Here is a 23,554-nt window from a genome sequence, read left to right as displayed (position 1 = left end):
CATCGGCTGGTTGCATGATCGCGAGCGGGGAGGCACATGCCATGTCGCTTGAACACCTGAACCTTGCCGGCCACGAAATAGCGATGCCTCAGCTGGTGCCCGAACTGGGCTTGCCGCTGGACGCCCTCGCCGACCTTGATGCAGGACACCGGGCCGCGCATCCGTATGAGGTCGAGTTCCTTGATCTCGATTTCACGCCGATTGATCTGCCTGCGGCGATGGCGGTGGTGTGCCAGCGGCCTGCATCGGCGCCGTTCACTTACATCGTGACGCCCAATGTCGATCATGTCGTGCGGTTGCTGCGGCGCCGTTCGGACTTGTGGCCTGCCTATCGGGACGCATGGATGACTTTGTGCGACAGCCGCATCCTTGCCCGTCTGGCGCGCGGTGATGGACGCAGCTTGCCCGTGGTCACGGGTAGCGACCTGACGCTGCGCCTGTTCGAACAGGGTATAGCGCCGGACGATACCGTTGCGATCCTTGGCGGCAGCGATGGCACCGTGGCGCGGCTGAAGACGCTCTACGGCCTGCGTGATGTGCGCCATTACAATCCGCCGATGGGCTTCATCAACGACCCTCGCGAAGTGGCGCGGGCGGTCCGTTTCGTGGTCGAGGCAAAGGCGCGCTATTCGTTTCTTGCGGTCGGCTCTCCGCAGCAGGAGATCATCGCACGGCGCGTCTTCAGAGCGCGCGGCGCGCAGGGCATCGGCTTTTGCGTCGGTGCCAGCCTTGAATTCCTGTCGGGAGAGCAGGAGCGCGCGCCGGTCATGATCCAGCAGATGTCGATGGAATGGGCTTTCCGGCTTTGCTCCAATCCGCAGCGGCTCTGGCGGCGCTATCTGATCGAGGGACCGCAGATCTTCCGCATCCACCAGATGTGGCGCAACAGCCGCGCGCCGATCCCGGCGCGAACGCCGCTGAACGCGTAGGCGCGACATGATCGGGGGCGTATCATGAAGCGGATGATGCTGGCTCTGCTGGCGGGAGGAGCCGTTTCCCTGTCGGCGCTGCTGCACTTTGGGGGAGTGTGGCAGGCGGCAGGGGGGACGGAGCTGCGATCGTTCCGGGCGGCTCCAGTCCCCGGGACCACGGTGGGCATCAATCTCTTCACCCTGCACTGGTACAACCGGCAGCAGGTCTTCGCGAACATGATCGCGCAGAGCGAATGGTTCCAGTCACGCGGGAAAGGGTGGAGCCCTATGCCTGCAGCCCAGATGGATGAGACCGGATGGATCAGGCGACTGGAGCCGGGGCAAAGCGCAACGCGATTGCTGGTCCTGCCGGCAGCTCCGTTCCATCCCGTTCGCGTGCGCTGCACGTTCCTTGGCAGCGGCACGTTGGAGGCGGACGGTGTGGCGAGGGTGACGGGACGTGGGCCTCACAGACTTGACCTTGTCCTGTCGCCGACCGGCAGGACCGATGAGATGGCCTGGATCGAGCTGACACGGACCGATCCGCGTGATCCCGTGCGCGGCATCGATTGCCGCAAGGCCGATACAAAGGCGGCCGAGCGCTTCGATCCCGAGTTTGTGAGCTTCGTCTCTGGCTTTGCGGTGCTGCGTTTCATGGATTGGCAGCGGACCAACGACAACGCCCGCCTTTCATGGGGCCAGCGGACCCGGCCGGACTTCGCATCGCAGTCCGGCCCCGGCGGTGCATCGGTGGAGGACATGGTGGATCTGGCCAACATGACCGGCGCCGATGCCTGGTTCACGATGCCCTATCATGCCGATGCGGCCTATATCCGCAGCTTCGCGCAGTTGGTTCGTCAACGGCTTGATCCCGATAGGCGCGTCTATGTCGAAGTGGGCAACGAAGTCTGGAACGACATGTTCGAGGCAACCAAGGATGCAAAGCGCGAGGGATTGGCGCGGGGGCTTGGCAACGGCAACCCGACGCGGGCGGCGATGGAGCGCTATGCCCAGCGTGTGACCGAGGCGATGCGGATTTGGACAGAGGTGTATGCCGACGGGCCTGGTTCATTGGTCCGGATCGCCGCCACGCAGAACGCCAATCCCGATTTCGCCCGCATGATCCTGGGCTTTGGCGATACCGCTGACTGGGTCGATGCCCTGGCCACCGCGCCCTATGTGTGGATGGATATGCAGGGCTACAGGTCCGGCGACGCGGATCTCGTCTTCGCAGCCATGCCCGGAGCGATCGATAATGCGCTCGACATGGCGGCTCAGCAACGCACGATCGCGGCGCAATATGGCAAGCGCTACATCACTTACGAAGCCGGGCAGCACCTCGTCACGGCCGACCTTGCACTGGCGCGTGCGGTGCAGCGCGATCCGCGCATGGGCGCGGTCTATGCGCGCTACCTGACCGCCTGGCGCGACCGTTTCGGCGATACGCTGATGCTTTATGCATCGACCGCGCCGATTTCCGAATACGGGGCCTGGGGGCTGCGCGAGTATGGCGGGCAGCCGATAGCGCAGGCGCCGAAATATCAGGCCGTGCATCGCTTCCTGGAGGCCAGCCGTTGAACCGACAGACTTCGTCCTCCATCCCGCTTGTCCTGCTGGGAATGCTTGGCACTGCCGCTGCTCTTTTCGTCACTGCCAAGCCGGCCTTCTACGGCGCCTGCGCAAGCACCGCGGCCGTGCTGTGCTTCGTGCGTTGCATGCAGCCATCGCTGCGGCAGGATATGGCGGTGCGGGCGCTGCTCATCACCTTCTTCATGCCCGCCGTAGCCTGGCTGCTTCCGAATGTGTGGATGCTGTACTTCGTCATGCTGATGTGGGTGCCGGTCTTCTCAAGCCGCCCCGAACAGATTGTGGGCATCTACCTGCATAGCCTGCTGCTGCTGCCCAACCTGGATCAGTCGGTCGAACTGGCGGGGACCAAGCTGTTCGACATTGGCGTGCATGACATGCTTGCGCTGGGGGCAGTGGCGGCGATCATGATGGTGAGCGGCACGCGCGGAGCCATAAATGGGGCCAGAACCGGGCGCGCGCCAAGGATCGCAAGGGGAGACGACTGGCGGGTCGGGCTGCTCCTCATGGTCATGATCTTTGCCTCCGCCCGCGAAACGAGCGTCACGCACGTCCTGCGCACGACGATCAACATCGGGTTCGACTTTGCCATGCCTTACTACATCCTCAGTCGGGGATTGAGGGATGTGGCTTCGATGCGGTCGGCGATGCGTTGGTTCGCGTGTTCCGGGATCGCCCTTTCAGGCGTTCTGGTGTTCGAAATGTGGCAGAACTGGCCGATCTACAACGAACTGTACTGGCACTATGACGTGCCCAAGCTGCTTGCCGTGAAGGTGCGTGGCGTCTTCATGCGTCCCGGTGGTCCGTTCAACGAACCGACCTCGATCGCGCTGGTCATGGCACTGTGCCTGCTGGCCTTGTGGCTGATCCGCGACGACTTCAGGACCCGGATGCAGCATCGCCTGCTCTGTCTCGGCATGTTCCTGGGCGTTTCGGCGCCCCAGTCCCGCAACGCCTGGGTGGCTCTGGCGCTGGCGGTGTTGCTGGCGGACATGTTCCTGGGGCGCTGGAGCGCGCTGGTACGCAAGGTCGCGCCAACGGTGACGGCGCTGACGATGATCCTTGCGGCAGCAAGCATATATCCTTCGTTCTCCGACTCCCTCGGCTTGTCAGGGCAGGCCAGCGAGACTGCTGACTATCGCCGAGCGCTCTTCGATCGCGGGATTGAGGAACTGGTAGACAGTCCGATCATCGGCTTTTCCAGAACTGCACTGGAAATCCGGCTGGAGGACATGCGGCAGGGGGAGGGCATCATCGATTATGTGAACACGTATCTGTGGTTCGCGTTGGTGTCGGGTGTGATCGGCCTTGTGGTGTTCGTGTGGAACCTTGTGGTGCCGTTGATGTACCTTTGGCGCCGGCGCCGCGCAGAGGTCGCAGCGGCAACGGCCGTGCCTGCCGCGTTCGTTTTCAGCAGTCTTGCGGCGCTCAGCGCAACACTGTTTTTCACGTTCTTCGCTACCCGTATGGCTTACCTGACTGTCGGCTTCATGGGCTTTGCGGCCGCGATCCGCGCGATCGGCAGGGCATGGGCAAGAACGCCGGCCGGGCAGGCACGCCTCTCCACGCCGCTGCCGCGTTCGCGCACGCCTGCTCACGCAGGCATCGCATCGGCCTAGACGACCAGGCTGCGCAAGTGCGCCATTCTGCCAGCAAACTCGCGTTCAAAGTCATGGGTCATGGCAAAGCTGAGCCCAGCCTGGGCGCTGTCCACGATCGCCTGGCGGTGGCGGTCCCATCGCGCAATCGCTTTCGCCAAGGATCTGGTGGAACCAAGGGGGACCGCCACGCCGCACTGCGCCTCCTTGCTCAGTTGCTCCCACATTCGGTTGCGGTACCCGGCGATGGCGAGGCCGCAGCCCATCGCTTCGAGGTAGCTGCACGATGGATCGGACTGGCGGTGGCAGGACAGGAATATGTCAGCCTGAGTACGACTGACAGGAACCAGCTCCGTCCTGAAATCGACCGGCGCATGAAGCCGCACGGCTCCGTCGAATTCGCCCAGGGCAGAGCGGATCTGCGCTTCGAGACTTCCGGTGCCGTATATGTCGAGGGTAGCCCGAACGCCCAGTGCGGACAGTTCACGCATCACCTGAAGCAGATCCTGACTGCCTTTCATTGGTTCCAGACGGCCCGAATGGATCAGCCTCAGCGCTCTTCCCGATAGCAGGCGTTCCGAACGCGTGACCATCTCTGCCGGCGAGGCCATCATTTCGGCGCTCATACGGTTGTCCAGATAGATGTGCGGGCCGATGACAAGCTCCGCATAACTGTCGAAAGCCGGGTAGCCGTTGAATTGCGCGCTGGCGGCCGACTTGATGCCGGTCCTTATCCGACGCTCGTTCCGCAGCAGCCACAGACTGCGGCGGACCTTGCGCAGAAACGAGATGTGCCGCTCCAGCCAGACGGTTCTCAGGCGGGTATCCAGCGTATATTCCGCCCCCACGACGTAGGGTATCCTCGCTGCGGCGATGCTTCGGCAGATCGCTCCAAATCCGGGCATGTCCGCAGAAACAAGCGCGATGGATACGCCTTCCAGAACCTCAGGGGGCATCGCAGCGTTGCGGTCCAGCACGATGAGATCAAAGTTCAGTTCACTGGCACGATAGATTTGGCCGAAAGGGATGCTGTCCCCGCTGTCCCACATGACGCAGCGCACATCGCTTCCCCAGTCGGCGACGTGTGCCTGCATGCCCGCCACGAACTTGGTGTCCAGATGATAGCCGTCCTGACAAATCTTTACCGGGGCCGGGACGCTGAGCAGCAAGGTGGGCATGATCTCTCCTTCTGTTCTGCAAGCCGGTATTGCGACGGTCATGTCAGGAGCGGCGCGAGGATCAGGTCGGCACCCGCGCCAAGGGCAATCCCGCCGATTCCGGCGGCCATGAACAGTGCCTCTTGCGGCAGGTCGAGCAACCTGACCTGATGTAGCCGCATCCATTTCCAGCCCAGTGCGGATGCCTCGATCGAACCTACGGCGAAGATCAGTCCGATCTGGCCGAACAGCAGATATCCTGCCGTTCCCATCGTCGCCAGCCAGGCCAGCTTGGCGAGGTTAGCCTCGAAGTAGGCGCTCACCCGGCCGGTCGCCATCAGGCTCTCGTTAGCGGCGTTGGAAGGCATGGCCAGCAGCGAGGATATGCACAGAACCCGCATGTAGAATGCCGTGTCGGCATAAGTGGAGTGATAGAATATGCCGATGATGAGCGGCGCGCTGCCGATGATGCCGCCGGTTGCGAAGGCATAGAGCAACGATGGCAGGCGGCGTCGTGCATAGAACTGCGCCCGCATGTCGGACACCTTTTCGCGCCACAGGGCCGCGTAGGCGGGCAGCAGCACGCGCCCGGTGTAATTGCCAGCGAAGGCCAGCGGTGCGGATGCAAGATTGCCGGCCAGCACGTAGAACCCGAACTGGTCGAGAGGCATGAACCGGGCGAGCACCAGCTTGTCGCACTGGGTAACCAGAAGGTAGATGATGCTGGACCCTGTCACGTACCGAGAAAATGCCCAGAGCGCGCTCAGGGTTTCGCGCTCCAGCGCGAAGGCCCGGCGTGCATCGGGAAACACCACGAAGCTCAGCGCGGACTTCAGCCCGGTGCCGATGAACATCCCGCCAAGGATCGCCCAGTAGCTTGGCCATGACCATGCCAGCAGCGCGCTTGCCGCGATCTGCATGGTCAGCGCGAAGAGTTCGACGCTAGACAGCGTGATGATGCGGCGGCTGCGCAAGGCGGTGATCATGCTGGTCGAAGCCACGCCGTCCACCAGGAACAGCAGCGAGCTGGATGCGATCAGTGGCGCGAGTTCGGGCCTGCCCAGAACATGAGACAGCGGAACAGCCAGTATCGCCATCGTCGCCGTCAGCACGATGGAACGCAGTACCGCGACGGTCCAGACTGTGTCGAGAAAGCGTTTCCGGTCGCCGTCCTGCTGCCGAACGACGAAACCCTGGAATCCGAAGTCGCTGACCAGAGTGATCGTTATTTGCAGCGATGCAATGACGCCCGAGATGCCGAATACTTCCGGCGCAAGCAGTCGCGTCAGGATCATGCTGCTTGCTGCGCGCAGGAGGTTGGTGGCGACCACCGACGCCACGACCACATTGGTGTCCCTCAGGACAGCTCCACGAAGGCGGGCGAGGAGGCCGGGGCGAAGTAGTGGCAATCCAGCGCCGGAAGTCTGTGCGGTCATTGCGATCCGCGCGCCGTTGCCAGAAATTCTCGCCCTTTCCTGATACTTCCGAAGATACTTCCGGCAGCATGGTGAGCCGGCGGAGGGTATGAGCACAGCCCCATAAGCATGCAGCAATTCTCCCTGGCAATTGGCGGGAAGCCCTGCGCGCAAGTCTATGAGCGGTGCCCCCGTGGTGTCGATCATGAGAACTTCCAAGGGAGTTTCACGTCTGCCGGGCCTTCGGTGTGCTGCCTATCCTTGCGTTGGACGAAATGGCGCTGCGCGTGTGCGCATTGGGGGGATCGGATGGAGCTTCTCGGGTTTGCCGGGCGGACGGTAACAGCCGATGCGGTGGTTCAAGGGCTCGCCTGGGCCACGGCGGCGGTGGCAGGGCTGCCGACGGCTATGCTGGCGCTTGAATGCCTTGCCGGCACCCGCAAGCGTGCAAGCAAAGAGGTTGGCGAAGTGCCGCCCTTCATCATCATCATGCCCGCGCATGATGAAGCGGCGGGCATCGAAGCGGCCATACGTGCTGCCCACGCGCAACTGCGTAGCAATGACGAACTTCTGGTGGTGGCCGACAACTGCTCCGACGATACAGCTGCACGGGCGCGAGGGCTTGGCGCCACGGTGATCGAACGCCACGACGCTGAGCGGCGGGGAAAAGGCCATGCGCTTGAATATGGCCGGGCATTCATCGCTGCCCATCGCCCTGATGTCCGCGCCGTGCTCGTATTCGACGCAGACTGTCGTGCGCTGCCCGGTTCATTGCCGACGCTGGCAGCCAAAGCAGCGCGGTGCGATGCTGCGGTTCAGGGCATCTTCCTGCTTGCCGCATCGCCTGATGCGGGGCCGGTGGTGCGCATTTCGGGCTTTGCCTTCCTCATCAAGAACCTTGTGCGTCAGCAGGGGCTGGCGCGGCTGTCTGGCGCTGCCTTGCTGCACGGGTCTGGCATGGCGTTCCCACGCACGATGTTCCTTGCGATGCGCTGGCGGGGCGGCTCGCTGGTCGAAGATCTGGAGATGGGCCTTGACCTTCTCCTTGCAGGCCAAAGGGTAGTAGTTGCGCCGGATGCCCGAATCCTCAGCGCTTCCAGTTCGATAGAGGGCACCGGCGGCCAGCGAAGGCGCTGGGAGCACGGCATGATGCAGACGGCCTGGCGCTATGTACCCCGACTTCTGGCGCGTGCAGTGCGGCGACCTTCCCTGACGTTGGTCGCATGCGACCTCATGGTGCCGCCCACGGTGCTGCTTGCGCTGTGCTCGTTTGCGGCGCTTTGCGTCGTGCTGGCGCTGGCGGGGCCGAGCGGACCGTTCCTGGCGCTGATGGCGGTACAAGTCGCAGCGGCTGTAGGTGTAGCTCGCGCCTGGTGGCGCTGCGGGCGGGAAATTTTGCCGCCTTCGTCCTTGCGCGACCTGCCGGCCTATGTCGCCTGGAAGCTGCCGTTGATCGTCCAGTTCATAACGGACCGGCAGCGGGAATGGACCCGTACAGAGCGCCTTCCGTGACGCGAGTAGGCTTCGTCATCATCGGTCGGAATGAAGGGGCACGGCTCGATCAGTGTATCGATAGCGTCATGCGCACCGGTCAGCGTGCGGTGTACGTCGATTCCGGTTCGAGCGACGGAAGCGTGGCCCGCGCGAGGAGGCGGGGCCTGCCTGTGGTGGAGCTTGATCCGGCACTCCCCTTCACGGCCGCTCGGGCGCGAAACGCGGGACTAGACTGGCATTTGCGCAACGACGTGCTGCTGGAGCTGGTTCATTTCATCGATGGTGACTGTGAGCTTATGCCGGGCTGGCTGGAAAAAGGCTGCACGGCGATGCTGGCCGATGACAGGCTGGCTGCGGTTTGCGGCCGTCGGCGCGAAAGGGCCCCGGACGCCAGCCGTTACAACCGGCTGTGTGAGGCTGAATGGAACACGCCGGTAGGCATTGCCCGCAGTGTGGGCGGTGACGCGCTGTTCCGGGTCGCGGCATTGCGGCAGATCGATGGCTATGACGAAGCCCTGATCGCCGGCGAGGAACCCGATATGTGCTACCGCATGCGGCGGCGTGGTTGGCTGATCCGCCGGATCGACGGGGATATGACCATTCACGACGCGGCTATGCTGCGCTTCGGACAATGGTGGCAGCGCAATCGTCGCAGTGGGTATGCCACGGCTGAGGCTCTGGCGATGCGCGGTGCGCAGGACCCGCAAGAGGGCCGCGATTTGCGAAGAATGGTCCTGAGCAACGTCATCTGGGCCTTGCCGCCGATGTGGCTGCTTTGGCCCATGCTCTGGCTGCGTATCCGGGTTCGCAAGGATGCCCTCCAGGCTACTTGGCTGATCCTTGGCAAACTGCCGCATCTGCAAGGGCAGATCGACTATTGGCGTGCTGGAGTCCGTAAAAAGCGTGGCGGAATGCCTGTCGGCTTGATTGAATACAAGTAGTGTTCAGATAAAATTGTCAATGAATTGCCACGTGGTAAAAATACCATCAGAATTGATCAAATTTCATCCTGACGATTGTGCGGTAATGTTGTCTCAAGTTCAGAGATAATTCTATCGTGGGGCATGAAATGGCATCTGGCGGCGAATCTGCCCATTGCATGAGGGCGGGAAACAGAAGCATTCTGATCGGGAATGAGACGTTACTGGCGGAATGCGGCAGCCTTCTCCTCGACCGCGGTCACAGCATCGCAGCCGTCGTGGCTGACCCCGCCTCTCCTGCAGCCGCATGGGCCCGCCGTTCGGGGATCCCGCTTTTCGAAAAGTCGCGTGAATTGCTGACCGCTGGGATTGCGCGCGTCGATTACCTCTTCAGCATTTCCAACCTGGCCGTGCTTCCTGCCGAAGTGCTGGCCCTGGCATCGCGCGGGGCGATCAATTTCCATGACGGCCCGCTTCCGGAGCTGGCGGGGTTAAACGCGCCGATCTGGGCTCTGCTGGGCGGCGCTTCACGGCATGGCGTCACCTGGCATCTGATGACCGGAGCGGTCGATGAAGGTGCGATCCTTGCCGGCGAGCGTTTCGAAATCGCGGCGGAGGAAAGCGCGCTGTCGCTCAACACCCGCTGCTTTGAGGCAGGGCTGCGCTGCTTCGAGCAGATTGTCGCAGATCTGGACGGCGCGATTGCAGCAGCGGTCCCGCAAGATCGGGCGCCGGATCGCGTTGTCGGGCGCGCAGATCGCCCGCATGCAGCCGGAACCATCGACTGGAGCAGCTCTGCGGCAGAGATCAAGGCGCTGGTGCGCGCGCTTGATTTCGGCCCTTATGCCAACCCGATGGGTGCGGCCAAGGCGTTGCTTGGTGACCGCATCCTGCTTGTGCAGCAGGTCACGCCGCTGCCCACGCTGTCCGGACGCGAGCCGGGGACGATCCTCGTGTCCGGCCCCACGCCGGTTGTCGCCACGGGCGATCACGACTTGCGATTGGATCGTATCGCGCTGCTGTCCGGCGAAGTGCTGACCGGAACCGAGGTGAGCGAAATGTTGGTCGGCGTCGCGGGATTCTGCGCCCTTGACCCTGACCGCCGCGATCAATTGAACTGCCTGGATGCCGCAGCGGGGCGCTATGAGGCATGGTGGCGGCGGCGCTTGCAGCAGCGTGAAAGTCTGCAACTGCCGCAGTTCAAGCCTCGTGTCGGGGACGGGCCTGCGCAATCGTTCGTGATCGACCGCGAGATCCCTCAAGGGCTTGCGGACGGCGAAGCGCTTGCCGCACTCGTTGGCTGGCTGGCCCGTGCGGCAGATCGTGATAGCGTGGAGATCGGCTACGCGGATTGCATCAGCCGCGCGCGGCTGGATGACGTCGCAGGCTGGTTCGCTCCGGAGATGCCGCTCAAGGCTGCGGTGGATTACGGGGCCTCGATGGCTGCATTGCGTGACGTTGTGGACCGTGAAGTGGCCGGCCTGCACCGTCGTGTTGCCATTTCCGCCGATCTCATGGCCCGCAGTCCTGAACTGCGCGGGCGGATCGGGTTCGGTCATCCGGTGAGCGTGCAGGTGGTGAAGCGCCGTGCTGAAGTGCGGCCGAGCGATGCGGTGCTTGATATCGCTATCTGCGGCTCAGAAGGCGTTCTGCGCTGGACTTGCGATGCCACCCGCCTCACCCATGCCGATGCCGAAGATCTCATTCGTGGTTTCGAAGCAATGTGTGCAAATGGCGGGGATGCGCCGGTCGGGCACGTTCCGCTGCTTGAGGCGCAGGAGCATGCCCGGATCGTAGGCGCATGGAATGCCACCAATGGGCCGGTTCCCGCAGGGCCTGCGTGGTATCACCATTTCGTGGATCAGGCAGCGCGCACGCCGGACAGGCCGGCGGTGACGGCTTTGGGAACCTCCCTGACCTACGCTGAACTCGACAGGCTATCGAACCGCATCGCACGTGACATTGCGGCCCGTGGCGTAGGGCCGGAAGTTCTTGTCGGCCTGCATTTGTCGCGATCGGTGGAGATGCTTGCCTGTCTTGTCGCGGTCCACAAGGCAGGCGGTGCCTACGTGCCGCTGGACCCGTCCTATCCGCGCGAACGTATCGCGCATATGGTCGCGGATTCGGGACTTGGCCTGATATTGAGCGAGGCGGGACTGGCTGGCGAATTGCCGCCTACCGATGCGCCGATCCTGCATGTCGATACCATGCGCGAAGCCTTTTCCGACTGTTCGGCCGACCCGTTCGACGGGGGCGTGGGCGGCGCGAACCTTGCCTACATGATCTATACCTCGGGTTCGACCGGGCTTCCCAAAGGGGTTATGGTAGAGCACCGTAACCTGTTGAATTTCTACGCGGGAATGGACCGCAAGATCGCGCTTGACGGGACCTGGCTGGCAGTGACCAGTCTTAGCTTCGACATTTCCACGCTTGAGTTGATGTGGCCCTTGATGCACGGCTACCATGTCGTCATCGCCAGCGAACGCGAGGTGCGCGGCGATGTGCCCGAATTCGCGCCTGCGGATGCCCGTCCGGTCGGTTTCAGCCTGTTCTATTTCGCCAGTTCCAGCGCCGGGAGCGCTGCCGATCAGTATCACCTGCTGATGGAAGGCGCCCGCTTTGCCGATGCCGAAGGGCTTGAGGCGATCTGGACGCCGGAGCGACATTTCCATGACTTTGGAGGGCCTTACCCCAATCCCGCAGTCGCCGCAGCGGCGATTGCGGCGATTACTTCGCGGGTTCAGATCCGTGCCGGGAGCGTGGTGGGGACGTTGCACCATCCGTTGCGGATCGCGGAGGAGTGGGCGCTGGTCGATAACTTGTCCGGCGGGCGCGTGGGAGTTGCTTTTGCCGCGGGCTGGCAGCCTGATGATTTCGTATTGAATCCAGATTGTTATGCTGACCGTTCGGGTGTTCTCAAGCGCTGCGTCGAGGACGTCAGGGGGCTGTGGCGGGGCGAGGCGCGGGCCTATCCGGGGCCATTGGGGCATGACGTGTCGGTGCGCACTTACCCGCGCCCGGTCCAGCCGGAGCTGCCCGTCTGGATAACTTCTGCTGGAAATTCAGATACTTTCCGCGAAGCGGGGCGCATCGGCGCGAACGTGCTGACGCACCTGCTGGGGCAGTCGATCGAGGAGGTGGCGGAAAAGATCGCTGCCTACCGTGCCGCCTGGAACGAGGCCGGGCATCCCGGGGAAGGTCGCATCACATTGATGTTACACACTTTTCTTGGAGAAAGCGAAGATGCCGTTCGCGCGGCCGTAAGGCCGGCGTTGATCGAGTACCTGCGCACCTCGACCAACCTGCTGAAGCAGTACGCCTGGTCTTTTCCGGCCTTCAAGACGCCGCAAGGTGCGGAAAAACTGGAACTTTCCGACCTGAGCGCGGAAGAGACCGACGCCCTGCTGGACCATGCGTTCGAGCGCTACTTCGAAACCAGCGGCCTGTTCGGCACACCCGAGGACAACGTTGCGCTGGTTCGCCGGCTGTCAGCGCTCGGCGTCGATGAGATCGGCTGCCTGATCGATTTTGGTGTGGATTCACAGACAGTTATAGACCATCTTCCGCAAATTGCGCAGCTGCGCACTCTCGCGCAGGCACCTGTACCGGCATCGGCACCTAACGGCACCCAAAGGTACCACAACAGCACCGAGCGCCCCCTTCACGACCTTATGGCTCGCCATGGCGTGACGCATCTGCAGTGCACGCCATCACTGCTTCAGGTCCTTGCCAGCGACCTCGCCGCGCGCCCCGCTCTGGCCGCGCTTCAGCACCTCATGGTCGGCGGCGAGGCTTTCCCGCCGCAGCTGGCCGCGGACATGACCGCGCTCGTTTCCGGCACCGTCATGAACATGTACGGGCCGACCGAGACGACCGTGTGGTCCGCCGTCCATGCGCTTGAGGAAGGCGGTGCGCCGCCGCTGGGCAGGCCGCTGCTCAACCAGCAGATCTACATCCTTGATCGCCGCCTACAGCCGGTGCGGCAGGGCACGCCCGGCGAACTCGTCATCGGGGGCGCCGGGGTGGTGCGCGGCTATCACGACCGGCCCGAGCTGACCGCCGAGCGCTTTGTTGCCGATCCCTTCGTTCCGGGTGCGCGCGTCTATCGCACCGGCGACCTTGCCCGCCAGCGCGCGGACGGCACGCTGGAGTTCCTGGGGCGGCTTGACCATCAGGTGAAGATCCGCGGCTACCGCATCGAACTGGGCGAGATCGAAGCCGCGCTCACCGCGCACCCCGATGTCACCGAAGCGGTCGTCGTCGCCCGCAAGGACGCCGCGGCAACTCGCCTTGTCGCCTACCTTGCCCCGCGCACCGGCGCGCCGGCAGTGGAGGACTTGCGCGCCCACTTGCGGGAACGGCTGCCCGATTTCATGGTGCCGGGCAATTTCGTCCTGCTGGACGCGCTGCCGCGCACGCCCAACGGCAAGATCGACCGCAATGCGCTGCCGGAAGCGGTCAGCGTGGTGATCGATAACGTGGACGAAAGCGCCGCCCCGGCCACCGGGCTTGAGGCGCAGATCCAGGCGATCTGGTGCGACGTGCTCAAGCTGCCGCAAGTGCGCCTGACCGACAACTTCTTCGACATCGGTGGCCATTCCCTGCTGGCCATCCAGGTCCACCGCCGCCTGACTGCGGAGCTGAGCCAGCCCGTGGCGCTGACCGACATCTTCCGCTTCCCGACCATCGCCGCACTTGGCGCACACCTGTCGGGCGGGCGGGACGATGCCGCCGCGATTGCCGGACAGGGCCGTGCGGCGCTGAGGACCGAGGCGCGCAATCAGGCCCGCAGCCGCCGCGCGACCGCACGCATCGGCGTGAGGGTCTGACCGGCCGCTTTCCATTCGCATGAACGGCGCGAACTGAAGGACATTTTTCATGCACCAGCCCATCGAAGAACCGTTCGACCCTGCGCTCGATACGTCCAGTGCGATCGCCATCGTCGGCATGGCGTGCCGGTTCGCGGGTGCGCGCGGCCCGGACGAGTTCTGGTCCATGCTGCGCGAAGGGCGCGACGGAATCGAGACATATTCGGAAGAGCAGCTGCTGGCCGCCGGGGTTGCCCCTGCTTTGCTGCGCAATCCGGATTACGTGCGCCGGGGGGCGCCGCTGGCCGATATGGAATGCTTCGATGCTGCGCTGTTTGGCCTGTCGAAGCGCGATGCTGCGGTGATGGACCCGCAGCATCGCCATTTCCTGGAATGTTCTTGGGAGGCGCTGGAAGACGCGGGGCACACGCCGCAGGGTTTTGCGCAAGGTGTTGCAGGGGCATCAGGCGGCGTGATCGGCGTCTTCGCGGGATCGGGGCACAATGCCTATTTGCCCTACAACCTGCTTACCAATGGCAAGCTGGTGAACGAGGTGGGGCTGTTCCTGCTGCGCCACACCAGCAACGACAAGGATTTCCTGACGACGCGGGTTTCCTATCTGCTCGACCTCAAGGGGCCGAGCATCAACGTGCAGACGGCGTGTTCCACCTCGCTCGTCTCGATCCACATGGCCGCGCAGAGCCTGCTTTCGGGCGAATGCGACATGGCGCTTGCGGGCGGCGCGTCGATCGAGCTGCCGCACCGGCAGGGCTACCTGTACGAACAGGGTGAAATCCTTTCGCCCGATGGCCTGTGCCGCCCGTTCGATGCGGCATCGCAAGGCACCGTGTTCGGCAGCGGCGTGGCCGTGGTGGCGCTGCGCCGGCTCGACGATGCCCTTGCCGACGGCGACCATATCCATGCGGTGATCCGGGGCTCTGCGATCAACAATGATGGTGCGGGCAAGGTCGGCTATCTTGCTCCCGGCGTGGACGGGCAGGCGGCGGTGATCGCGGAGGCGCTGGCCGTTTCGGGCATCGATCCTGCCGCCATCGATTATGTCGAGGCGCACGGCACCGGCACGCCGATCGGCGATCCTATCGAAGTGGCGGCGCTGCGGCAGGTCTTTACCCAGTCTGCTTCGGATCGGGGTGGACGGCCCGCGCCCTGCGCGTTGGGCTCCGTCAAGGCCAACATCGGCCATACCGATACGGCGGCGGGCGCGGCGGGCGTCATCAAGGTGGCGCTGGCAATGCGCAACGGCCAGCTTCCAGCCGTCCCGAATTTCGGGGCCCCCAATCCCGAATGCGCGTTGGATACCGGCCTTTTCTGCGTGCAGGCCGCCAGCGCGTCCTGGCCTCGGCGCGACGATCGCCCCCGTCGCGCCGGGGTCAGCTCTCTGGGTGTGGGGGGCACCAATGCACACCTCATCATGGAGGAGGCGCCGCTGCGCGAACCCGGAGGCCCGAGCCGTCGCCGCCAGCTGCTGATGACATCGGGCGCGACGGCGGGCGCGGCGGATGCCAATGCCGCAGCGCTGGCGCAGCATTTCGCGGGCTCCACAGGATCGCTTGCGGATGCTGCCTTCACGCTCAACACCGGCCGCCGCGCGCTGGCGTGGCGGCGCTTTGCGGTGGCGCGCGACGGGGCAGAGGCGTCAGCTGCGTTCGAAGCTGCAGATCGCTCATCTTCGGCCAAGCAGCCCTGCGTGCCGGGGCGCCCGGTGGCCTTCCAGTTCTGCGGCGGCGGGCTGCAGCATGTCGACATGGCGCGCGACCTTTACGAAACCGAAGCAGGCTTCCGTGCCGATGTGGACACAGGGCTTGCGGTGCTGGCCCGCATCGGCGTGCCGGACCTTGGGCGCTGGCTGTTTCCGCTCGACGCCGACCGCGAACGCGCCGCCGCGCAGCTTGAACGGCCGTCGAATGCGCTGCCTGCGCTGTTCATCGTCCAGACCGCGCTAGCGCGTTTCTGGATGGCGCTGGGGATCGAGCCTGCCGCGATGATCGGGCACAGCTGCGGCGAATATGCTGCGGCACATATTGCAGGCGTGATGGACCTTGAGGCGGGTCTGCGCATCGTCCACGCGCGCGGCCGCCTGTTCGAGACGACTGCGAAGGGCGGGATGATCAGCGTGCCGCTGGCCGAAGCTCGGCTTGCCCCCTTGCTGCCGCCGGGCCTGTCGATCGCCACGATCAATGCGCCCGCGCTATGCGTGGTTTCCGGCGCGGCGGACGCGGTGGCGGGCTTCCTTGCCGACTTGCGCGCGCAGGAGATCGAGGCGCAGGCGATCCCGATCGAGGTGGCGGCGCATTCGGCGATGCTTGATCCGATCCTGCCGGAATTCCGCGCGCTGCTGCGCACGATCCCCTTGCGCGCGCCGCAGATCCCCTTCGCGTCGAACCTCACCGGGCGCTGGGTGAGCGCGGCGGAGGCGACCGATCCCGAATACTGGGTGCGCCACTTGCGCGAACCGGTGCGCTATACCGACGGCCTCGAATGCCTGCTGGATACGCCGGAACAGGTCTTGCTGGAGGTTGGTCCCGGCCGGGCGATGACCAGCCTTGCGCGCCAGCATCCGGCGCGAAAGGCCGGCCAGCCGGTGGTCGCCTCGATGCGCCATGCGGGGGAGGCCGTTGCGGACGACCAGCGTCTGCTCGAAGCACTGGGAGAGCTTTGGGCGCTGGGGGTGGAGGTGGACTGGGCCGCGTGGTGGGGTGATGAGCGGCGCCTGCGCGTGCCGTTGCCGACCTACCGCTTTGAGCGTGAACGGCACTGGATAGAACCGGGGGCCAGCCTCCATACAGGGGGCGGATCGGGTGCTGGCGATGCCGATGCCCGGCTGGCGCTGGACGATTGGGGCTATGAGCCGGTGTGGAGCCGCGAAGATCCGCAGCAGACAGAGGGCGAAGGCGGCCCCGCGCTGGTGCTCTGCGATGACGATGGCTTCGGCGCGGGCCTTGCCGCGCAGTTGCGCAAGAGTGGGGTGGAGACGGTCACCGTCCACGCCGCATCGCGCTTTTCCGCCAGTGCCGTCGATGCCTTCGCGCTGCGGCCCGACGCGCGCGAGGACTGGGCGCGGCTGTTCGTGCAGCTGGCGCGCGACGGGCGGATGCCGCGCAAGGTCTATCACTGCTGGCTCGTCGGCGGAGTGGCCGCGGCGCGGCGCCGGGATGCCGCGATCCTCGACCGGGGACTGCACGCGCTGATCGCGATGGCGCCCGAACTGGCCGCACAGGTCGAGGAAGGGCCGGTGGTCGTCATGCTTGTCACCCACAGGGCGCAGCGGGTGGCCGGGGATGCGGGCATCGTGCCGCTCAAGGCGACGGCGGTGGGCGCCGCACGCACCGTCTCTGCCGAGTATCCCGCGATCGACATGCGTGCGATCGACATCGACCTTGAGCCCTACAACGCCACGGCTCTGGCCGACGCGGTGATCGCGGAGGCTTGCACTGCGCGTGCGGCCGGCGATGTGGCTCTGCGCGCGGGCGAGCGCTGGACCCTTGCCTACCGCAGCGTCCGCGAGCCGCTGGCCGGGGGGCAGGAAAGCTGGCTGCGCGAGGGCGGGGTCTATCTTGTCACAGGCGGGCTGGGCGGACTGGGCCTTGCCATCGCCGACCACCTTGCGCGCGGGGTCCGGGCGCGGCTGGCGCTGGTGGGCCGCAGCGCCCTGCCGCCGCGCGGTGAATGGGCCGAACGCATCGCGCGCGGCGACCTGCCGCTGGCGGTGGAGGACAAGGTGCGCAGGCTGCTTGCCCTCGAAGCGGCGGGGGCACAGGTGGAACTGATCGTCGCCGACGTGGCCGACGCGCGGGCGCTGGAGCGGGGCATCCGCAAGGCGATCGCCCGCTTCGGCCCGATCGACGGAGTGTTCCATGCGGCAGGCGCGCTGGACGATGGGCTGATCGAAACCCGCAGCCGCAAGGCGGTGGATGCCGTGCTGCGGCCCAAGATCGTGGGCACGCTGGCGCTGGAGGCGGCGCTGCAGGCGACGCATAAGGGGCGCGCGCCCGGTTTCCTGCTGCTGTTCTCCTCGGTCAGCGCCTTTGCGGGGCTGCCGGGGCAGGTGGACTATGCCGCCGCCAATGCCTTTCTTGATGCCTATGCGCAGGCCCGGCGCAGCGATCCACGCACGCGGGTGCAGTCGGTCGGCTGGAGCCAATGGGCCGAAGTCGGCATGGCTGCCGCGCTTGGCGGCCGTCAAGAAGGAGCCAGCGGTGCAGTGGCGCTGCCGCAGGAATCCGGCGCGGGCAAGCCGGTCAGCCATCCCTTCCTCGATCGGGTCTCTACCATTTCCGATGACGAATTCGTGGTCACCGGCATCCTGACCCCGGAGCGGCATTGGGTGCTCGACGAGCATCGCGTCGCCGGTGCCGGTGCGCTGCTGCCCGGGACATCCTTCCTTGAGATCTCGCGGGCGGCAGTTGCGCTGGTTCACGAGGGCGCACTGGAACTGTCCGATTTCACCTTCCTCAAGCCCTTCGCGGTGCCGGATGGAGAAGAGCGCGCGCTTCGCGTTCATGTCCGCAGGCGCGCCGGGGGGAGCTGGAAGGTCTCGATCCTCGGCCGTGGTCAGGGCGCTGGCGAGTGGACGGTCCACGCGCATGGTGTCGTGCGTCCCCATACGCTGACGCCGCTGCGCTCCACGCTTGACCTTGGCGCCATTGCCGAGCGCTGCGTGCCGGCACGATGCGGAGCGGCCGATCAGCCGATGATGGCGTTTGGGCCGCGTTGGGACACCATCGTACAGGCGCTCTGTTCCCCCCAGGGGCCGGAAGGCAGGGGAGAAGCGCTGCTGCAGCTGGAACTTCCCGCACCTTTCACCGCCGAGGCAGAGGCGATGGGGCTGCACCCCGCGCTGCTGGACTTCGCGACGGCGGGCGCACAGACGCTGATCCCCGGCCGTGATCCGACGTGCGATTTCTACGCGCCGTTCACCTATCGCCGCTTCCTGCTGCACGCCCCGCTGCCCGCGCTTGCCTGGAGCCATATCCGGCTGGTTTCGGCCGACGGCCAGACGGCGGTGTTCAACGTCACCATCACCGACGCCGACGGATTGGTGGTGGCCGAAGTGCGCGAATTCACGATGATGCACATGGGCGATGCCGCACGGCTTGCTCGCAGTACCGCAGCGGCGCCAGTTGTTGCGGCCGTTGCGGCCGTTGCGGGCGGGGGCGAGGGCGCAGATGGCGGCAGTGCGTCATCCGAAGGCATCCTGCCCGAAGAGGGTGTGGAAGTGGTCGCCCGTCTGCTTTCGGGGCGCAGCCGCCCGCATATGGTCATTTCCCCCTACGACCTTGGCCCGGTTCTGGCGCGCCTGCGCAGTCCGCCCCGCGCGCGCCGGCGAGAGGCGGCAGAGGGTGATCCGGCAGACCTGCCGGCGACGCCCGCTGAACAGGTTATCGCCGATTTGTGGTGCGACCTCCTGGGCATGGACGCGGTCGGGCGGCATGACAACTTCTTCGACCTTGGCGGCCATTCGTTGCTGGCGGTGCAGTTCACCAACCGGCTGCGCAAGAAGACCGGGCGCACCTTGCCGCTTGCCGCGATGCTGGGGCAGCCGACTGTAGCCGGCCTTGCCACGGTGATCGATCCGGACAGCCACGCCCCAGACATGACCGCTCATGCGCAGGACCTGGAACATGGTGTGGTCACGATCCGCAAGGGCGGCCCGGCAACGCCGCTGTTCCTGATTCACGACGGGCTTGGAGAAACTCTGCTTTATCGCGGACTGGCGCTGCGGCTGGATGGTGCACGCCCGGTGCTGGGGCTTGAACCGCTGCGCAAGGCGGACGGCAATTACGCCCACACCCGAATTGACGAGATGGCCGCCCATTACATCGGCAAGGTGCGTGCCGTGCAGCCCGAAGGGCCCTACCTCCTCGCCGGGCTTTGTGCAGGTGGGGTGATCGCTTTCGAGATGGCGCAGCAACTTCAGGCGATGGGCCAGCAGGTGGCCTTCGTCGGGGTTATCGATGCCGCAGACGTCGAGGCGCGCAAGCATCGCTTCGGGGAAAGCCGCGCCCGTCTTGGCCGCGTGCTGGGCGTGCTGCGTTCGGGCAATCCGCTGCACGCGCTGCCCGATCTGGGCCGCCGGGCATGGAACATGGCCCGCTGGGAGGTCCGGTCGCGGATACTGCGGGCACAGGACCGGCGCACGGTTGAGGCTCTGCGCCTGGCCGGAAGAACGGGCGATGCAACGCAGGAGGAAGCGGGCGCCGCAGCGATGCCGTTTCTCAAGCTCTATGAAGTGGCGCACAAGGAGCATCGTCCGATCGGCATCCTGCAAGCGACCGGCGTGGCGCTGTTCAAGGCATCGGATGACACCGATCTTGCCGACGATACCCCCTACCGCAAGGTCTATCGTGACTATGCGCTCGGCTGGGGCAAGCGGGTGCGGGAGGATATCGTGATCATCGATGTTCCCGGCGGCCACATGTCCAACCTGCAGGAACCCCATGTCGCCACGCTGGCGCCGCTGTTCCAGAGCGCGCTGGACGATGCAATTGTCGAATACGGGGCATGGCGCCGCACTTCGTTTGCCGCCGGGGAACGGGTCGACTTCTTCCAGCAGGCGGCCGAATGATCGGGCGGGCATTTCGCCGGGAACCGGATTTCCCGATCGACGTCGTCATCGTCAACTACCGGACGGGACCGCTGGTGGTCGATTGCCTTGCCAGTCTGGATGCAGAGCGCCGGTCGGGCGCCCTGCTGCGGGCGATCGTGGTCGACAACGATTCGCGCGATGGCTCGGCACAACTGCTGCAGGCGGCGATCATCCGTGAGGGATGGGACTGGGCGCAAGTCGTGTGCTCACCGGTCAATGGCGGCTTCGGCAGCGGCTGCAACCTGGGCATCGAACACGCCCTGCGCGGCGGGGAAGCGCAGGAGGAGCCGTGCGGGGCGGTGTGGCTGCTCAATCCCGATACCCGCGTGATGCCCGGCGCCGCCCATGCGCTGGCGACGTTCATGGCCGCGACCCCGCGTGCGGGCATCGTCGGCACCGCGCTGCTGCAGGCTGACGGCGCGCCCTGGCCTTACGCCTTCCGCTTTCCCACCGTGCTGGGTGAACTGGAGCGTGCCCTGCGCTGGGGGACGGCCTCGCGTCTGCTGGCAAGTCATGCAACCGCGCGGCGGATGGACGGGCGGGCGGAGCAAGCGGACTGGGTTTCCGGTGCCAGCATGGCCATTCGGCGCGACGCGCTTCAAGGCGGGCTGCGTTTCGACGAGGACTACTTTCTTTATTACGAAGAAACCGACTTCTGCCGCTCGGCACGCGCGCAGGGGTGGCAATGCTGGTACGCGCCACGTCCCACGGTGCTGCATGTCGCGGGGCAGAGCACGGGCGTTACCGGCAAGGATGCGCATGCACGGCGGGTGCCCGGCTACTGGTTTGCCTCAAGGCGGCGCTATTTTCGCAAGAATCACGGCTGGGCCTATGCGTTTGCCGCCGATCTTGCGTGGGTGGCGGGGCATTGCGTCCATCTCCTCAAGCAGCGGCTGCGCCGCGCTCCCCGCGAAGATCCGCCCAGGCTGCTGAGCGATTTCGTCTGGTTCGGGATGCTGGCACCGCAACGGCGCTGAATCGGTGCGGGTGAACGGACCGGACTTTGCCGCAACGCTGGCGCTGCATGGCATCATCGCAGAACCGGTGGCAGCGCCTTTCGCGCTCTGGCTGGTGCGTGCGGGCGATGGAGACCAGCGGGCGCTGTCCGCGTGGCTGAGCGATGCAGAGCGGGATCGGGCTGCTCGCTTCGTCGTCGAATCGGCGGCGCGGCGCTATCGTGCGGCGCACGGGGCGCTGCGGCTGCTGGTGGAGGCTTGCACGGGCATCGCTGCGGCAGAGCAGCGCTATGCCTTCAACGACCATGGCAAGCCGCGCCTGGCCGGGATGCAGCATGTGCATTGCAGCATGAGCTATACCGGCGCCTTCGCGCTTGTCGCGGTGGCGGATGGGGCGGAGATCGGTATCGACATCGAAGCGGTGCGTGCGGTCGACGATGCGGCCGGGCTGGCGGCCATGTACTACACGGATCGCGAAGCAGCACAGTTGGGTGAGATGGCGCATGACAGCGATTACGACCATGCGTTCCTGAGCGTGTGGGTCAGGAAGGAAGCCTGTTCCAAGGCACTCGGCAAGGGGCTTTCGATTGCCCCGTCATCGTTCGAATGCGGTGTGGGCTATGGCCCAAGGAACGTGCTTGTCGATGGAGAAATGTTGGAAAGCGATGTTGTCGACCCGAAGGGCGGGTTGCTGATGTCTTGGGCCTTGCGAGGCCGGAGTTAGTTCGTGTGAACTAACCGACATTCTTGTTCTCCCACGCGCTTTAGTTCTGCTCCGTTACTCAATTCGCCTGCGACTGAAGCAGTCCTTCGCGAATGACATAGGCGATCATGTGTGCCCGGTTACGCGTGCGCGTCTTCAGGCGAACGTTTTCTACGTGCCGTTCCACGGTGCAGGGGGCGATTTTCAGTTCGATCGCGGTTTCCTTCGCGGAACGGCCCATCGCTACATATTGCAGCACATCCAGTTCGCGCGAGGTGAGTTGCACGTTTTCGGTAGCTTGAATTCGGTACATCTAAAACCCCCTTAGACTCTAATGGAGTCAATTAACCCCACAAACCCAATGTCGCATCGCCCTTACGGAGAGTCACGTAATATTTTGGGGGAGTAAATCTTCCATATGAGTCCCATTAGAGTGTTGTCTGTACTAGAATGGGATTCTGAAAAGTCAGGATGCCAAGGCCATCTGGAGTGCCGGAAGGTAGATCAGGCAGGCAGAAGATTTCCGCATCATGTCTTGTAACAAACTGTTTCTGGCGCGCGAAGGGCGTGTTTCTTCTGATGACTGTGCCGCATGCACCTCAGAGTCTGGAGCGCAGCTGGTCGATCCATGCCCGGATTGATTCTGCGGTGGAGGGTGGTGCGCCGGGAACGGGTCGACGTTTCCCTCCATGTTCTCGCGATCAAGCGGGGCGGAGGGGGTATTGATTAACTCTCGCGCCATGACCGCCGCCTGCGTGCGGTTCTCTACGCCCAGCTTGCGCAGGATCGCCTTGACCGCCGCTTTGACGGCAGCCTCGTTGATCGCCATTTCGCGTGAGATCGCCTTGTTCGGCTGGCCCAGTGCCAGATGTTCCAGCACGCGCAGTTCACGTTCGCGGAACCCGAAGGCTTCCAGCGCGGGAGTGGCTGCGGGGTGCCGCACGGTCGGCGGCAGGGCGATAAGGAAGTCGATCACCTGGGGCGGCGCCACCTTCTGGCCGTTTGCCACCATCTGCAGGATCGCGACCAGCGAGAGATAAGGCACGTTGTCCGGGAAATAGGCGTAGACCCCGGCCATGTAGAGCGCCACCATTTCGTCGAAATCGAAGGCGGCGGTCAGGACGACTACCGTTGTTTGCGGATGATTGCGCTGCATCGTCTCGATACTGCCGACACAGTCTTCCTGCAGCAGTTCGCGTTCTACGACGAGTATGTGCCGGCCATCCTCCGGCCGGGAATGAAGGTCAAGTTCATCGAGGTGGGAAACGGATTCCACGACTTCAAAGGAAGCATCCGTGAATATGCGTCTAAGACCTTCGCGAATGATCGAATTGGTGATCGCAATGGAAATGGATGCCGGCATGTCTGTTCGTATGCCCTTCTTCGCACTTTTTGCCC

At 64.8% G+C, this 23,554-nt stretch carries 13 protein-coding genes; 9 read left to right on the top strand and 4 right to left on the bottom strand.

All coding sequences use genetic code 11. The features are described from left to right. The first annotated feature begins 41 nt into the window (after positions 1-41). Genes A8V01_RS13580 through A8V01_RS13570 form a run of 3 tightly spaced genes read left to right on the top strand, consistent with a single transcriptional unit; the run spans position 42 to position 4,117 of the window. Positions 42-929, top strand: a complete 888-nt coding sequence (locus A8V01_RS13580) for a WecB/TagA/CpsF family glycosyltransferase (RefSeq protein WP_103096377.1) — start codon at positions 42-44, stop codon at positions 927-929. A 24-nt stretch (positions 930-953) separates the two neighbouring features. Continuing rightward, positions 954-2,489: a hypothetical protein gene (locus A8V01_RS13575; protein WP_103096376.1), complete on the top strand. Its 1,536-nt coding sequence runs from the start codon at positions 954-956 to the stop codon at positions 2,487-2,489. Continuing rightward, the gene (locus A8V01_RS13570) at positions 2,486-4,117 is read left to right on the top strand and encodes an O-antigen ligase family protein (protein WP_245892525.1); all 1,632 of its coding nucleotides are present in this window, start codon (positions 2,486-2,488) and stop codon (positions 4,115-4,117) included. The genes A8V01_RS13575 and A8V01_RS13570 overlap by 4 nt, the downstream gene beginning before the upstream one ends. Here the strand turns inward: A8V01_RS13570 and A8V01_RS13565 are convergent. Together A8V01_RS13565 and A8V01_RS13560 are read right to left on the bottom strand one after the other, a co-directional pair. Next, positions 4,114-5,274 (bottom strand): glycosyltransferase, encoded by a 1,161-nt coding sequence (locus A8V01_RS13565; RefSeq protein ID WP_170065927.1) that lies wholly within the window; start codon positions 5,272-5,274, stop codon positions 4,114-4,116. The genes A8V01_RS13570 and A8V01_RS13565 overlap by 4 nt on opposite strands. Positions 5,275-5,312: 38 nt before the next feature. Continuing rightward, positions 5,313-6,689, bottom strand: coding sequence for an oligosaccharide flippase family protein (locus tag A8V01_RS13560; protein ID WP_103096374.1), 1,377 nt, complete (start codon positions 6,687-6,689; stop codon positions 5,313-5,315). Positions 6,690-6,977: 288 nt separating this feature from the next. Between A8V01_RS13560 and A8V01_RS13555 the strand changes: the two genes are divergently transcribed. From A8V01_RS13555 to A8V01_RS13530, 6 genes are all read left to right on the top strand, one after another. Next, positions 6,978-8,180, top strand: coding sequence for a glycosyltransferase family 2 protein (locus A8V01_RS13555; RefSeq protein WP_103096373.1), 1,203 nt, complete (start codon positions 6,978-6,980; stop codon positions 8,178-8,180). Beyond that, positions 8,153-9,103: a glycosyltransferase family 2 protein gene (locus A8V01_RS13550; RefSeq protein WP_170065926.1), complete on the top strand. Its 951-nt coding sequence runs from the start codon at positions 8,153-8,155 to the stop codon at positions 9,101-9,103. The genes A8V01_RS13555 and A8V01_RS13550 overlap by 28 nt, the downstream gene beginning before the upstream one ends. A 257-nt stretch (positions 9,104-9,360) precedes the next feature. After that, entirely contained in the window at positions 9,361-13,911 is a 4,551-nt protein-coding gene (locus A8V01_RS13545) for a MupA/Atu3671 family FMN-dependent luciferase-like monooxygenase (protein ID WP_245892517.1), read from the top strand. Positions 13,912-13,960: 49 nt separating this feature from the next. Further along, positions 13,961-20,476: a type I polyketide synthase gene (locus A8V01_RS13540; protein WP_103096370.1), complete on the top strand. Its 6,516-nt coding sequence runs from the start codon at positions 13,961-13,963 to the stop codon at positions 20,474-20,476. Next, positions 20,473-21,474 carry a glycosyltransferase family 2 protein gene (locus tag A8V01_RS13535; protein ID WP_103096369.1) on the top strand — a complete coding sequence of 334 codons (1,002 nt, stop codon included), beginning with the start codon at positions 20,473-20,475 and terminating at the stop codon, positions 21,472-21,474. Before A8V01_RS13540 ends, A8V01_RS13535 begins: the two co-directional genes overlap by 4 nt. Positions 21,475-21,478: 4 nt before the next feature. Then, a complete protein-coding gene (locus A8V01_RS13530) occupies positions 21,479-22,177 on the top strand; it encodes a 4'-phosphopantetheinyl transferase family protein (RefSeq protein WP_245892515.1) in 699 nt (232 codons plus the stop codon). A gap of 58 nt (positions 22,178-22,235) precedes the next feature. Here the strand turns inward: A8V01_RS13530 and A8V01_RS13525 are convergent, their stop codons facing one another. Both A8V01_RS13525 and A8V01_RS13520 read right to left on the bottom strand, forming a co-directional pair. Beyond that, entirely contained in the window at positions 22,236-22,469 is a 234-nt protein-coding gene (locus A8V01_RS13525; RefSeq protein ID WP_103096367.1) for a response regulator transcription factor, read from the bottom strand. A 153-nt stretch (positions 22,470-22,622) separates the two neighbouring features. Next, positions 22,623-23,519, bottom strand: a complete 897-nt coding sequence (locus A8V01_RS13520) for a response regulator transcription factor (protein WP_103096366.1) — start codon at positions 23,517-23,519, stop codon at positions 22,623-22,625. Between the last annotated feature and the right edge of the window lie 35 nt (positions 23,520-23,554).

This window comes from Novosphingobium guangzhouense (genome assembly GCF_002896965.1).
GTDB lineage: Bacteria > Pseudomonadota > Alphaproteobacteria > Sphingomonadales > Sphingomonadaceae > Novosphingobium > Novosphingobium guangzhouense.
The sequence above is the reverse complement of the archived record's forward strand: the minus strand, read 5'-3'. Positions and strand labels throughout refer to the sequence as shown.